Source organism: Spiroplasma endosymbiont of Phycita roborella, assembly GCF_964031195.1.
GTDB lineage: Bacteria > Bacillota_I > Bacilli_A > Mycoplasmatales > VBWQ01 > Spiroplasma_E > Spiroplasma_E ixodetis_A.
In genome coordinates this window covers 14574-29810 of sequence record NZ_CAXIQJ010000007.1, presented here as the reverse complement: position 1 = coordinate 29810, position 15237 = coordinate 14574, and the positions used below count along the sequence as shown (strand labels likewise).

The following is a 15237-nucleotide window of genomic DNA, read 5'->3' as shown; positions in this document are numbered from 1 at the left end:
TGTCCAAAAAATAGACATTTTTAATAAAAATAAATTTATACAAATTTTTTAATAGCACTATGATTAGAACTAATAATTCTAATACCACCATGATTTTTATGAAAAGCAACTTGAATTTTATCACCAATTAATTTAGTAATAATACCTTTGCCAAAAATTTCATGAATAATTATATCTCCAACATTTCAATTATTAGTTATTTCAACCTTATCTTTATTATCAGCTTTATAGTAATTAAATTTAGAATGATTACGATTTTGATAAGTTGCTGCCATTTCTTGATGTTCGTTATTAATGATTTTTAAATATTTAAGATCTAAATCTTTTAAGAAACGAGATGGTTGTTTCATACGATCCAAGATATATGAATATCCACCGGCACTAGATAAAAATAATCATTTTTTTGCCCTAGTAATTGAAACATAAAAAAGTCGTCGTTCTTCTTCAATTTTATCTAAGTTTTCTATACTAGATTTACCTATTCCAGGCAAAATACCTTCATTAATGCCAACTATAAAAACAACATCAAATTCTAAACCTTTAGCACTGTGAATTGTCATTAAATTAACGGCTTTATTAGTACTATTTTCATCTAAATCAGTATATAAACTTACTTCTTGTAAAAATGAGGTTAATAATTCTTCGTCTTGTAATTCATTATTACTACTATCATATTCAAGCAATTGTTCTAATAATTGTTGAACATTTTCAATTCTTTCTTTTTCAAGATTATCTTCTAGTTTTTTTAAATAATTAGTTTTATTTAATAAATTTTCAACCATGTTATGTAAAGAAGTAACATCTTTGATATTAGTTTGCATCTCATTAATTAAATTAATTAAAGGTTGTAAATGTTGACGATAATTTTTTGGTAATCCATACTGAAATTTAAATAAGTATTCATTTAAAGTTAGTGATTGTTCATTAGCAAGTAATAATAAGTTATCAATAGCTTTTGGTCCAATTTTAGGTGTTGCATTTAAAATTCTAATCATTGATATATTATCATTTCAAACAATAATTTTTAAATATGCCAAAATGTCTTTAATTTCTTTACGTTCAAAAAATTTATAACCACCAAAAATTTTATAATTTATATTATTATTAATCAAAGCTTGTTCTAAATCTTTTGATAAATAATTATTACGATAAAGAATAGCAATTTTATTCAAATCTAAATGATATTTTAAATGAATTTTTTTAACAGTTGTTGCAACTCAATGTGCTTCTTGATCACTACTACTAGCATGATACATAACAATATCATTACCAAGATCATTTTTAGTAAACAGTTCTTTTTCAATACGTTGAACATTATTTTTAATTAAACTATTAGCTGTATTTAAAATCTTAGTTGTTGAACGATAATTTTGATTTAAAATAAATGTTTGTGTATTAGGAAATTGTTTAGTAAAATTCAATATTAAATTAATATTTGCTCCTCTTCAACTATAAATAGTTTGATCGGGATCACCAACTACAGTAATATTTTTATGATTTTTAGCAAGTGACAATAAAATATTATATTGAATATCATTAGTGTCTTGAAATTCATCAACTAAAATAAAATCAAATTTCTTTTCTCATTTTGTTAAAATATATGGAAATTCTTTAAATAGACGTTCAACTAATAATAATAAATCATCAAAATCTAAACATGAATTAATAAATTGATATTTTTTATACGATTCAAAAACTTTGATACGTAAAATTCACTCATCTTGATTTTGATAATCAGCTAATAATTCATCTTGAGAAAGATAATTATTTTTTCAGTTAGAAATATTAGAACTTAATAATCTTAACTCCTGCAATTCAGCTTTATGTGAAAATTCTTTTTGAAAAATATCTTTTAATATTTTTTGTTGATCTTCTTGATCAATAATATTAAAATTATTATTAATATTTAAATGATGAATATCTCTTCTTAATATTTTGGCACATAATGCATGATAAGTAACAATATTAACATTAATGTTGATATCATTTAAAAGTTGCATTATTCGTTCTTTCATTTCGCGTGCTGCTTTATTAGTAAAAGTTAATGCCAATATTTTTTCACTAGCAATTTTAATTACATTAATTAAGTAAGCAATTTTATATGTTATAACCCGCGTCTTTCCAACTCCAGCCCCCGCAATAATACGACATGGGCCATCAACATTAATAATTGCTTGTAGTTGTTGTTCATTTAGATTTTCTAAAAGTTTTGTTTTATCCATGTTATTTATCCTTAAGTTAGTAAGAGTATATACTATTAAAGACTATTTATATTTTCTAATTCGTCATCATTAATATTTCCTGGTTGAGAATAAACTAAATGAATATGTGGATCATTAACGTTAGTTAATATCTTCCGTTTATTAGTTGCAAGCGGTTTCTTGTTAATGACAAAAGTTTTATGATTACGATCAAAGAATAGCTGATGATATTTATCAATTTTAGTGACGATCATAATCCCACAATACCAAGCAAAATCAAAACTAACTACAGAACGAATAAGAATATTTAATCAAGAATTTAAAGTACTATTACTATTAATAGTAGCAATGTTTTCATTAAAAGTCAATTTCATAAAAAGAATTATTGAAGTGGTTAATAATAAAGGAATAAAAACTAAAAATAGTTCACGATAAAAAAAATGTTTTAACTTTAAATCTTGATTTTTTTCATTTACTAATCTTATTTGAAAAATTAATTTTCCTAAAGTTTGACCCTTACATTTTCATGGAATAATAACAAAATATATAATAACAATAATTATATTAATAATAAAAATAATTATTAATTGTCATGATTCTTGATTACCTTTATTATCTAAATAATGGATTGCTAATCCAATTATTAATGGGATTAAACTAACAAAAATCACGTCAAAAATACGTGCAATAATACGTTTTCATGTTTTAGCTATTATATATGTTTCGGTTGTATCTAATTTTTTAATATTCATTTTTTTACTCTCAATATTTTGAATCATCTCTAATATTATTATCTTTAAAATATTTCTTAAAATAAGTACTTAGATCAGGAGCATAAGTGGTAAATTTATCATTTGGATTAATAGTATTAAAATAAGAATTTTTTTTAAAATTTTTAAATTTAAATTCAATAATTTCTTTGACACGATTATATGTTTTTTCAATTAATGCAGGTTTTTTAGAAATACTAATAAATCTTAAAAGAGTATATAGATAGTATCTAACAAAAGCATATTCCAACTCTTCATATAAAACTTTTTTAATTTTATAATTATTATAATAGTTTAAAATATGTATTCATTGATGCATTAGTTCAAAAATATTATCATTTTCCAATGTGTTATTTTTAGACGTTAATAATGTTTCATTAATTGCATAATATGTTTTACAATGTGCTAAAAATGAGTATAAAAATAAACTATCAAATTGGATTTCTTTACGAAATTGTAAATTATATTCATTAATAATACTAACTTTCATGATTTTTGTTGTTAAAACTGGTGTTGTTAAAGCAAAGACTATTTTTCCTTGTGTTGTATTTAAATTATATAATTTATTAACTTCAGTTCTAATTGTTGAATGAAAAACATTATTTATATCAAATTCATAACGAACACAATATTCAATACAATCTAAATCTTTATTATTATCTAAAATTTTATTAACTGTTTCAACAAAATTAACGCTAAGAATTTCAGTTGGATTTAAAATAACTACATATTGTCCGGAAATATATTTAAGACCAAGATTACGACTAATGGCAATACCTGATACTTGATAATTAGTAATCATTTTTAAATTTTGTGGATATAATTTAAAATATTTACTAAATATCTCCAAATTTTCATTGTTAATGCCATCATCAACAACAACAACTTCAAAATTAGTTTTTTTATTTACAAAAATCTTTGCTAAAAAAGAATCTAAGTGTTCGGATTCAAATGAAGTTGTATATAAAATAAAAGTTAGTAGCATAATAAATATTTCCTCCCTTTTATAAATAATTATAACACTTCTTTAACAATTTTAAGTGAAGGTTTATCAACATTTATTTTTTATTTTTTTGATTACTATTTTTAAGTTTATTTTTAGATTCTAAAGTAGATTTTTCTATATTATCTGTTTCTTTAATAACTTTAACAGTCATATTTTTATGATCAAAAATAGTTTTTAAATTACCTTCAATAATAACGGTTTCAGTATTATTAGGTTTAATAACGTTTCGCTTTGCGGGATTGGTAACTTTTTTCTTTTTTTGTCCTTTTAATATTTCTGCTCTTAATAAAGCACGTGTTTTTCTAATTTCAAATTTTTCAAATTTAAAAAGAAATGATTTAATAAACTTTTTATACGAATTAACAAAATATCGAAGTCTTTTCTTGCTTCGAGCATGATTATCATATTTTAATAAAATACAAACATAGTTTAATTCATTTCTTGCTTCTGATTCAATTAATGAATTAAAAAAACTGTGATAATTATGACTTAAGTTATATGGTTGACCAGATATTGGACTTTTATAAGGAGTAAAACCTAGATTACCAGTAGTTTTATAATACTTAAAATCAGCAATTCGTGTTGTCATTTGTCCCTTAGGATGTTCTGGTGATTTAATTTCTGATATTTTAAAAATATTATTTGTATCAAATTCTAAAAAATAGCAATATACCTTATGAACAAAGTTACCTGCAGTTTTAAAAGCAATATACAAATCTACTTTTGCTTCATAATTTAAATTATCAAAAATACTAACGTATGGTTGATAAAAATCATATTTTTTATCAATAATTTCTCATCCTTGTTTTTTAATAGTAAGTTCAATCTCATCAGCACAAATATTTGGATTTAAAATAATTTTCTTCATTTTCTACTCCTAACTCTAATATTTTCTAAGTCTATTTTATCAAATTATATATAAAGTGTGGGCTAAGAAAATTTTCCACTTTGATTAATAATTAAAGTACTTTAATTATTACTATTAAACAGCTAACAATACATCATAAAATTATCTTTAAACTATATGAATATATCATATATTTCTACACATAATAAACATTCCTTTTTGTTCGCTAGTTATTAATTAAATTACACCACTTACTCCTTCCAATTTTGAAAATGTTTCATGGTTATTACAAAAGAAATTTTAATCAATTTATTATTAGAAACATGAGTATTAATTGAAAGCATAGTCCCTTAACTAGCAAAATATGTTATAGTAACATTATTAATAATTTTTTAATACATAAGTCATTTTCTTCTTTTACTTTTTTATGTTTTTTATTTTATAAATTAAGTTTTTTTGAAAAAATAATATATAACATTCTTTAAAGTACTCTATTTTTATTAGAAAATATTAATAAAAAAGGACACCTAAAAATATAATGTTTAATTTTCATCAGTAGTAGTTTTATTATTTAATGATGAAGAATTATTAACAACTAATTTAATTTTTTTATTTCCAACTTGATTTTTTGCATCTTTATGATCATATCATCAATTAAGTAACAATGATAATGGTACTAAAATATAATAAATATTAATAAACAACCAATACTTCATAAAATAGTCATTGGATTAGGATTAATAAGAATTTCTCTTAGTCCTTTTATTGCATAACTAAATGGTAAAAAATTATACATTACTTGAAAAAACTTGGGTTCTAATTCAACAGGAAAAGTACCACTTGATGAAGAAAGTTGTAATATTAAAAGAATAACAATTAAAAATCTACCTAAATCATGATTACGAAACATGTGAGCAATTGATTGAACAACCAAGTCAAAAATAATTGCTATTAATCACATGTATAAAAACATTTGTCAAAAACGTTGTCATAAATCAATATTATTAAATAATAGTAATAATGAAGTTACTAAAATTGTTGACTGAATTAAACCAAAAATAATCATTCATGCTGATTTAGCTAAATAGTTTGATCAAAATTTAGTTTTTGGAATATCTTTATTTCTAATAAAAGTAAAAGTTAATAATAAAGTACCTACTCACATTCCAATACACATGAAATATGGTCCTAAACCAAATCCATAAGGAGATTTATCTTGACCTTCAATATTAATATTAAAATTAATAAAGTTAATAGGTGCCAATAAAGTATGATTCATTCAATAATCATGTTCTAAAACTTTAATATGTTTAATATCTCTGTTGCTTGTTACACTATCAATATTAGCATTAAATTGTTCAGCATGAAGACCTAAACCAGGAACAGCAATTGAAAGAATACCATAAATTTCTTTTAAAATTGGTTGTAAATGCTGATAACCTGAATCAGAAGCATCTTTATCTCAATAATCAAATACTTGATCACTAATAACAACAGGTAAAAACTTACTAAAAATATTATCTTTTAATGCATTTAAAGCAAAATCATTAATTTCACCTAAAATCGGACTAACTTTATATGAAGCTTGTAAACTAATTTTTGGTCTAATAGTAATTTGATTAATAAGATTCCAAATTCTTCCTGGAGTTTTAATATTTTCAATAACTACTTTAAAAGCTTTTTTAAAAAAATCATTAAAATCCTTAGTAAAACAACTATCAATAATAATTTCAGTTAAAAAAGTTTTGTCATTTTGATGTTGATAATAACTTTTTCAATCATCATAATAATAAACAGTAAATGTTTTTTTCTCATTGTTAATTTGTAAATCATTAATTTTAAATTCATAAGCACCACTACTATTAGGATTTTCATCATCCAAATTTAAATTATGTCTATTAATAACACGATTAATTCCTACTGCAGAACTATCATTATTAACTAAAGCAATTGGTAAACGATTAATATTTCCCAATGGATTAAAAAAAGCTCATAAAGCAATAAACGCATATAAAAATGGAATAAAACATAGTGCAATACTTTTAATAACTGTTCTTTTATTTTTATAAATGTATTTAGTCCCCACTGCTTTAAAAACCACTTTAAATTCTTGAATCACAATTTTAAATTTATTTAAAATTTTTAACACTTTGTTACTCCTTAATAGATTATCTTTAATAAATTTAGTTATAATAATATTATAAATACATTTGATAAAAAGGGAGAAAAAATATTATGTTGCAATTAACAATTAAAGGTAAACCCGTTCATATTAAAAATGAAATAATCAAAGTTGGAGATACTTTATCATTTTCTGCAGTTAATAAAACAATGGATAATATGAATTTGGAAAAATTCACTAATAAATTTAAAATTATTTCTAGTGTACCAAGCATTGATACTAAAACTTGTGCTTTACAAACTATACACTTTAATAAAGAGGCCACTAAATTAAAAGATACATTAGTTACTAAAAACTACATATTTAAAAGTGGTGGAGATAATAATGAACAAAATGAAAATATTAATATGACAAGTAGCAATTTTAAAGGTAAAAATTTAACTGATATATATGATTGAAATGTTAATGAAATATTTAAACGTTGTGGTGTTCATATACCAAGTCAAAAGAAATCTGCACAACAATCAGTTCCCGAAAGTACAGCAGTTAATATTTCAACTATTAATTATATTGAACAAAAATTATGACAATTTAATATTGATATTCTTAAATTTATTCAAATATTAGTACGTATGGATAAAGATTTATTAAATAGTAAAACATTTAATATTAATGATGAACAAGAAATTAATAATTTAACTGTTAAATTAAAATTATTTAATCCCGAAAATAACCAATTAATAGGAGAGAACAATGGAAAACAACAACAAACCACAAACGAAGTTTCCACAGAAACAAACTAAACTTAATCAAGCAGAAGTAGAAAATGATTATTTAATTGATAATATTCCTTATGACTTTACTAATATGATGCGCGCTACTAGTGACCCTGAACTTAAAAGAGCATATGATGAATTTAAACTAAGAACTTTATATATTTATGAAATTGAACGTTTATTTAAAAATAATGAAAATAATAGTTTAAGATTTTCAGCAAACACTATTAAAATTGGTTTTATTGATATTGATAAAGCATTAAAAACTACTGCTGCTGAAACATCTGATTTTACTATGCAGTTAAATCAAAGAGCAAGCACTAATATTAATGATAATACTATTGAATATAGTATGACTGATATTAAAAATTTAATATTTCAAGAAATAAATTTATTAAATCAATTTAAATTATATGCTGTATCTATTAATGAACCTTTAACAGAAACTAATATTGATAATTTATATATCATTAATAATTATTCACAACCTTATCAAAATCCAAAAACAAGAAGTACTAAAAGTATAACTATTATTAAAATTAAAGATTTTAAAACAAGAGATGGTTATCCAATAATTATTAAATTACAAAAACCATTAGACAAAGATACAAAAGTAACTGGTTTAAAAATTAAAGCCCCTAGAAGCATGATTTTTGGCAATATAAAGGTACTTGGTGAAGTTGACAATATGGAAGTATACCCAAAGTTATTTGTTAAAGATAAGATAGCATTTCCGCTGTTATCAATGCCTATTGAAACTCAACCAAAAGTTAGAATATTACAACAATGATTTAGTGAACAAATATTACCTTGAAATCTAGCAAAACAATTTATTGCTCAAGAAAAATCAGTTTTAGACTTAATTGCTATTGGTGGTGGAAGTGAAACAAGAAAAGAAATTATTAATAATGCAAGAGTAACTAATGCTAAATTAGGTTATGATGTTACTAAAAATTTAAAAGTATGACCATTAGCCGATGAAATAGAATTAAAAGATAAAAAATTAGAATCATGATTTTTAGTAGGTAACTATAATTTATTTATTTCTACAACTAATAAATTTCATGATGTTGAGCTTGAAATAAAAGATAGACCACCAATTGATAGTTTACAAAAAGTATTATTAGACATGTTAACTTATACATATAGTTATAATAGAAACTTTGATGGTTTTGATCCATCACATCTTGAACAAAAAATATCACAATTACGTGCAAAATTTGAAGGACAAAAACCTGAAGAAGTAATTAGCAATTTGTTTAAACAATGAAAATTAGATTACCCAAATTATGTAAATTTACCACAAGTACAAATACTTAAAAAAATAATTATTATGTTATCAAATAATATTTATTCAAGTATGTCAATTAATAAAGGTTTAAATGATGATAATAAAATTTTATTACCTTATTATTTTGAATTAAAATCAAATCCAATTCATAGAAATCCTGATGAAGTCTGAGAGTTTAAAGATGTAAAAGTAATATTAAAATCTCAATATTTTGATTTTACAGATATAAATAATATTAAATTAAAAAATAATGACATTAGCCAAAATGAATTATTCAAATTAGATGATAACCAATTTAACTGACTATCTATAATTAATGAATTAGAAAGTAATAACATATCTTCATTAATTCCAGCTGATTGAACATTAGGTAATGGTGAATATGGCAAATACTTTACAAGAGCAATTATTGGAAAAATAAAAATTGAAAATGCTTTAAATTTATATAGTTCTAATAAATCTCAATTATTTTCCAAATTAGAATTTTATAAAGAAATTTCACAAATTGATAATGACAATAAATTTGAATTACAAATTGAAAATCCTATTAATAATTTAAATAGGATTGAAATCAGCGGAATATTTGGTGCCGGTAATTATGATTTAATTTTAATAACTGATAAACAAGAAATAAACTTAAAAAATATTAATTTATTTGATAAATACAACGAAAATATTTCTTATATAAATTTAGAAATTTAGAAAATATATAGCATTCAAATTAACTATTTTTTTTAATTACACTAATTAGATTAATTATTAAAGTTAAAACTAATGTAATAATTCCAAAAAATAACATTGATAAAATTCAATAACTTCAACCATAAATAAATCATGAAAGAAATCAATAAGGTGAAATAAAATCTAAATAATCATTTATGTTAATTCCTTTAATTTTATATTGATGAATTAAATAAAATGAACGAAATAACATAAATATTGAATATAAAAAAGGAAAAATCAATACTAACCAAAAATCTTTTTTATAATAAGTTCGATTAATCACACAATAGTCACGATAAATAATTGAGTAAATTGTTAATAATATAGGAATAACTAAATGCCCAATTAAAGTACCAGAAAATGATAATGGTTCTTGTAATCTTGCTAAAATATAATCATTTCATCCATATGTAAATATTCCACATCAAAAAGTAACTCCGGCTATTAAATTATAAACTAATGAAAAAATTTTAAAATTATAACTAGTAATTAAACGAATATTAATTTTTTTAAAAAAAACAAATAAATTTCATGAACTTCAAATTAAAGAAATAATGGTTGCTCAAACACTAAATCATCTTAAGATATCAATAATAAAAACTCAATAACTTAAATTAATATCACCTTGTCAAAATTTTACTGATAATGCATAAAAACTAAATAATCAAATTAAAATTAATCATACTATTTGAATTTTTCTATTATTTTTCATAATAAACCATTTTATTTAGATTTTCTTATTAAAATATCCATTAGGATAAATACCATCTCATTTTACATCACTTTTAGATGCAGAATTAATTGAAATATATAAATATATTTTATGAATATCATCTTTTTTTTCTGACCATATCGTTGTACAAGCCCCCCCCAGTGGACCTTACCATCATAATCTAAAAAATATTGTAAATTATTTGTTTTGTGATGTGTTATTGAACCAATTATTAAACCAGTTACTCCACTTATTGCACCAGTTAGTGCTAATGCTAATGTTATTTTACTTAAATTTGTTTTTATTCATGTTTTCATATTAAATTACTCCTTACTTATATTTTTATAAAATTGTACAACGTTTTGAACAACATTTACTTTTTTTGATATTTTGTTTATTGTTTTTTATTTTTTTATCTTCTACTACTTCATTTAAATTTATATGTTCTCATACTTCTTCATTATAAGTGATTGATTGTCTAACTCCATTTATATTATCTACATATCATGTTGTTGTATTATTTTTAGATGTTTTCATATTAAATTACTCCTTTTTTCCTTGATTTTACTTATAAATTGTACTATTTTTGATTATTTTTACAAGTATGCTTTTAAAGTTTGTCATTATTTAGTGATAATTTCCTATTAGTTATCGAGTGAAAATTTCTCAAAAAGTGAAGTTAAATATACTTGGTGATAAAAATGGAAAGAAGCATGACTATGAAAGAAAAATATAAATACAAAATTATAAATGACATTGTTATTAATAAATTATCTAAACATCAAGCCAAAAATAAACTTAACCTAACTATTAGAAGAATTAACCAATTAATTCAAATTTTTAATAAAGAAGGTAAAGTTGGTTTTATTCATAAATCTCGCAATAAAATTTCTAATAAGGCAACAAAAATAGAAATTAAAAATAAAATTATAAACTTATATAAAACAAAATATTATAATTTTAATTTTCAACATTTTCAGGAAAAATTAATTAATGAAGAAAACACTAAAATTGCATATAGTACAGTTTATAATCTATTAATTCAAGAAAAAATCACTTCACCAAAAAGACATAAGAATAAAAAAAATAACTTGCATCCCACAAGAAATCGTAGAACAAATTTTGGTGAATTAATTCAAATGGATGCAAGTAATCATCATTGATTTGGTAACGATAAACCAAAAGCATTTTTACATGCTGCAATTGATGATGCTACAGGAAATATTGTTGGACTATGATTTGGATGGGTTACACTTTATTGGACACTAATTACATAGACAAGTGAACAAATTAGTTAAAAGAAAGGAATTATAATTATGGTCACTATTAACTCATATTCAGATGAATTTAAAAAACAAATAGTAGCTTTATATCAAAGTGGCAAATCAGTATCTTGCCTTGTTAAAGAATACAATGTTACAAGAGCAGCTACTTACAATTGAATTAAGCAATTTACTAATTCAGGTAGTTTTAAAACTAAAGATAATCTTTCAGATTTAGAAAAACAATTAATTCAAGCAAATAAAGAATTAAAACAGTTACGAATGGAAATTGATATTTTAAAGCAAGCAGCACTAATAATAGGCAGAAAGTAGAGATTATTGCAAATAATAAATCTAAATATAAAATTCGCACAATGTGTCATTTTTTAAAACTCTCTAAATCAACATATTATTTTAATTTAAAGAAAAAAAATAAAATTCAAAATAATATTTATGAACAAGCTGTTATTAGTGCTTTTAAAGAAAATAAAGAAGTTTATGGTACTAGAAGATTAAAAGTCATACTAGCAAACCAAGAAATTTATTTATCACGCAGAAAAATTAAAGAAATTATGAATAAGCATAATTTAATATCAAAATACACTAAATTATCATTCAAAAATTATCATAATAAAGTCAATGATAGTCAAATAACCAATCTTGTTAATAGAAACTTTAATAATAGAATTAAAAATGAAGTTATTGTTAGTGATTTAACTTATGTTCAAGTTAATGGTAAATGAAACTATATTTGCCTATTAATCGACCTATTTAACCGCGAAATTATTGGACATAGTGTTGGAGTTAAAAAAGATGCATCATTAGTATATCAAGCATTTATGCAATCAAATCACTGTTTAAAAGATATTGAAATATTTCATACTGATCGCGGTAATGAATTCAATAATAAAACTATTGATAAACTTTTATTAGCTTTCAACATAACTCGATCTTTAAGCAAAAAAGGATGTCCTTATGACAATGCTGTTGCTGAAGCAACTTTTAAAACTTTCAAAATTGAATTTATTAATGATAAAAATTTTACATCATTAATCCAATTAAAATTAGAATTATTTGATTACATCAATTGATATAACAACATAAGAATTCACAGTACTCTAAACTACCTAACTCCAATTAGTTATCAAAAACAAATGTCTACCAAAAAATAGTCCTAAAAAGGGTTGCCATTCCATAATTTTTAATTAAAAGTAAAAAAACATATTTTAGAAGAGATTTATTTTATTAATACTAAACCATATAAAATTTTAAAACATTTGTATATGAGCAAATTTGGTGTCTTAAAATCAATTTTAAAGATATAAAGATATTGCAAATGCAATATCTTCCCCTTTTACATCTGTGGTGAGCTTGGTTTATATCCACTTGTTAAAGGTTGATTTTCACTGTTTGCACTGCGTTTTCATTGTTCAAAAATTGAATCAAAATCATAATCTAAACTTGATTTTAATTTTAAATATTTTCCTACATTATCAACCCTTTTTTGTCCTTTTGATTCGATTTTATCTTCTAAATCATATATATTTAATTTTTCAATATATGGAATTATTTTATATTTCTTTTTTAAATTTTCATTTAATGTTTTTAGATATATTTCTAGTTTTTCTATTTCTTCTTTAAGATTTTTTTCAGTATTTATTATATTATCTAATTCTTTATTATCTTTAATTTTACCCTCTAATTTTTTTATTTCAGAATAATAAAATTCATAAACTGGTGAATTAGGTTTAACTTTAAACATTTTTTCTTTTCTCCTTTGAATAAATAATAAAAAAACTCATTTATTTTAAGATAAAATAATGAGTTAAAAACTTATATAATTTTTTGTATAAATTAATTATACAAAAAATTTTAAAAAATTAAAAAACTTTATTTCTATTTTTATCTAGAAAAGAATTTATTTGGAATTTATGTTTATTTAACAGTATAACTTTTCAAAATAATTTATTTTTTAAAAAATATTTTTGGGAAATTTTCACTCGATATTGACAGTATGCTTTTAAATGCAAAATAACGCCTAAATTAAAGGCGTTTATTTTGTAATACCTATACTATTAATTATATTGAAATTGTTTATTATATTTTAAATATGAAAGTGGTTTTTTTAAATAATTTTTTATTTTAGTTAAAATTACACTTATATATTTATATAATATATGCAGTAAATTATTTTTTTAAATTATTTACAATAAATTTAGATTTTTTTAAAATAGTTAGGAGAAATAAATGTGAATTTTAATTATAAATGAAATTTTAGAGAACAAAGTGCAAAAATTGATAATTTAATTTTAGAACATATAACAAAGAAATGAGAAAAATGAGATTGAAGAATAAAAAATACAAGAGATAAAAAGAAATATAAAATTGTTGACTATCAATATCGAACAAGAAAAACATTATATGGAATGGTAACATATAAAAGAAGAATTTATGAATATTTTAATGAAGAATTACAAGAATGAATTCGTGTTTGTTTAGTTGATGAAATACTACAATTACCTAAATATAAAAGAATTGGTGAAGATATTGAAGATACTATTATTGAAAATTTTGCAGATGGAAAAAGATATCGTGATATTTGTGTTATTTGTAAAAAAGCAGGCATTAGTGTTAGTAGTGTTCATAGAGTTTTTAAAAATTTTGAAATAGTTGAAGCAAATCCAGTAAAAGTAAAATTAGAAAAAAATCAACCTATTTTTGTAGCAATTGATGATGGTCATCGAAAATTTTGAAATTTTAAACGTAAAGGTACAAAACATTCTATGCGATTAATAGTAACATATACAGATAATATTAATCACAAAGTACAAAATAAAAGAGTAAAAGCAATTATTAGACCAACAAAAACAAAAATTGGAGTTAAAAAAACTGTTGAATTTGTTAAAGAACATTGTCAAAAATTTTACGAAAACATTGAACAAGCAAAAATTATTATTTGTGGTGATAGTGCAGGATGAATTAAAGAAGTTGCTGATTATTTAAGTACACAGTTTGTTTTAGATAAATTCCATTTAATTAGAACATTATATCTTGGTATAATGGCTGGAAATAAAGGAAAATATTTAAAAGAATATAATTATTGCAAAAATTTAATTAATAATGGTCAATATGAAAAATTAATTGAATATTTATATAAAGAATTAGATAATCATAAAAAATTAAAGAAAAAATATTTTAAAAATAATAAACAAGGTATTGAAAATCAAAGTGCAAAGTGAAATATTGGTTGTTATACTGAAACAAATATTTGACATGTTTTAAAAGAAATGCTTGGTAATAGAACATATAATATTTTAATTTATATTAAAATGGTTATTTTTAAATGTAATAAGATAAATACAGAAATACAATTATTATAGATTAAAATTGAATTTTTTTTTTAAAAAATCAAAATAAAATAAAATTTATTAAATGTGTTTTAATAAGAATTTTTGTTGTGTATAAATATTAAATTTATTTTTTAATTTTTTAGTAATTTTTAAAAATAAGTATTTTAGTTGCATTTA

14 protein-coding genes and 1 pseudogene are annotated in these 15237 nt (G+C 21.7%); 5 read left to right on the top strand and 10 right to left on the bottom strand.

The features are described 5' to 3' along the window. Positions 1 to 35: 35 nt before the first annotated feature. From AAHM95_RS09215 to AAHM95_RS09190, 6 genes are all read right to left on the bottom strand, one after another. Entirely contained in the window at positions 36 to 2222 is a 2187-nt protein-coding gene (locus tag AAHM95_RS09215; protein ID WP_342274718.1) for an ATP-dependent helicase, read from the bottom strand. 35 nt (positions 2223 to 2257) lie between these two features. Further along, entirely contained in the window at positions 2258 to 2953 is a 696-nt protein-coding gene (locus tag AAHM95_RS09210) for an RDD family protein (RefSeq protein ID WP_281749370.1), read from the bottom strand. A gap of 4 nt (positions 2954 to 2957) precedes the next feature. Beyond that, positions 2958 to 3956 carry a glycosyltransferase family A protein gene (locus AAHM95_RS09205; protein ID WP_338979250.1) on the bottom strand — a complete coding sequence of 333 codons (999 nt, stop codon included), beginning with the start codon at positions 3954 to 3956 and terminating at the stop codon, positions 2958 to 2960. A 73-nt stretch (positions 3957 to 4029) separates the two neighbouring features. Continuing rightward, positions 4030 to 4845, bottom strand: a complete 816-nt coding sequence (locus AAHM95_RS09200) for a hypothetical protein (protein WP_281749372.1) — start codon at positions 4843 to 4845, stop codon at positions 4030 to 4032. 521 nt (positions 4846 to 5366) lie between these two features. Continuing rightward, the gene (locus AAHM95_RS09195) at positions 5367 to 5540 is read right to left on the bottom strand and encodes a hypothetical protein (RefSeq protein ID WP_342274717.1); all 174 of its coding nucleotides are present in this window, start codon (positions 5538 to 5540) and stop codon (positions 5367 to 5369) included. Then, on the bottom strand, positions 5501 to 6973 hold the full coding sequence (locus tag AAHM95_RS09190) for a YhgE/Pip family protein (protein WP_342274716.1): 1473 nt from the start codon (positions 6971 to 6973) through the stop codon (positions 5501 to 5503). Before AAHM95_RS09190 ends, AAHM95_RS09195 begins: the two co-directional genes overlap by 40 nt. An 86-nt stretch (positions 6974 to 7059) precedes the next feature. Here AAHM95_RS09190 and AAHM95_RS09185 point away from each other — a divergent pair, with 86 nt between their 5' ends. Together AAHM95_RS09185 and AAHM95_RS09180 are read left to right on the top strand one after the other, a co-directional pair. After that, positions 7060 to 7749 (top strand): hypothetical protein, encoded by a 690-nt coding sequence (locus tag AAHM95_RS09185; RefSeq protein ID WP_342274715.1) that lies wholly within the window; start codon positions 7060 to 7062, stop codon positions 7747 to 7749. Next, positions 7700 to 9715, top strand: coding sequence for a hypothetical protein (locus AAHM95_RS09180; protein ID WP_342274714.1), 2016 nt, complete (start codon positions 7700 to 7702; stop codon positions 9713 to 9715). Before AAHM95_RS09185 ends, AAHM95_RS09180 begins: the two co-directional genes overlap by 50 nt. 19 nt (positions 9716 to 9734) lie before the next feature. Here AAHM95_RS09180 and AAHM95_RS09175 read toward each other — a convergent pair whose 3' ends face one another. The 3 genes from AAHM95_RS09175 to AAHM95_RS09165 all read right to left on the bottom strand — a co-directional run bounded on the left by AAHM95_RS09175 (position 9735) and on the right by AAHM95_RS09165 (position 10985). Further along, on the bottom strand, positions 9735 to 10448 hold the full coding sequence (locus AAHM95_RS09175; RefSeq protein WP_342274713.1) for a hypothetical protein: 714 nt from the start codon (positions 10446 to 10448) through the stop codon (positions 9735 to 9737). A 62-nt stretch (positions 10449 to 10510) separates the two neighbouring features. Continuing rightward, positions 10511 to 10765, bottom strand: a complete 255-nt coding sequence (locus AAHM95_RS09170; protein WP_339042266.1) for a hypothetical protein — start codon at positions 10763 to 10765, stop codon at positions 10511 to 10513. 25 nt (positions 10766 to 10790) lie between these two features. Then, complete coding sequence (locus AAHM95_RS09165; protein WP_339041801.1) at positions 10791 to 10985, bottom strand: hypothetical protein; 195 nt, start codon at positions 10983 to 10985, stop codon at positions 10791 to 10793. Positions 10986 to 11149: 164 nt separating this feature from the next. Here AAHM95_RS09165 and AAHM95_RS09160 point away from each other — a divergent pair. Continuing rightward, positions 11150 to 11722, top strand: a pseudogene (locus AAHM95_RS09160) (transposase family protein); the annotation flags it as partial. A 42-nt stretch (positions 11723 to 11764) separates the two neighbouring features. Then, a protein-coding gene (locus AAHM95_RS09155; RefSeq protein WP_338975281.1) for an IS3 family transposase occupies positions 11765 to 12882 on the top strand; the annotation gives its coding sequence in 2 pieces (ribosomal slippage) (positions 11765 to 12035 and positions 12035 to 12882; 1119 coding nt in all). A 182-nt stretch (positions 12883 to 13064) separates the two neighbouring features. On the opposite strand, the gene AAHM95_RS09150 is transcribed toward AAHM95_RS09155, so the two are convergent. Further along, a complete protein-coding gene (locus tag AAHM95_RS09150) occupies positions 13065 to 13472 on the bottom strand; it encodes a hypothetical protein (protein ID WP_342273977.1) in 408 nt (135 codons plus the stop codon). A 487-nt stretch (positions 13473 to 13959) separates the two neighbouring features. Here AAHM95_RS09150 and AAHM95_RS09145 point away from each other — a divergent pair, with 487 nt between their 5' ends. Further along, positions 13960 to 15090 (top strand): Mbov_0401 family ICE element transposase-like protein, encoded by a 1131-nt coding sequence (locus tag AAHM95_RS09145; protein WP_342274711.1) that lies wholly within the window; start codon positions 13960 to 13962, stop codon positions 15088 to 15090. The last annotated feature ends 147 nt before the right edge of the window (positions 15091 to 15237 follow it).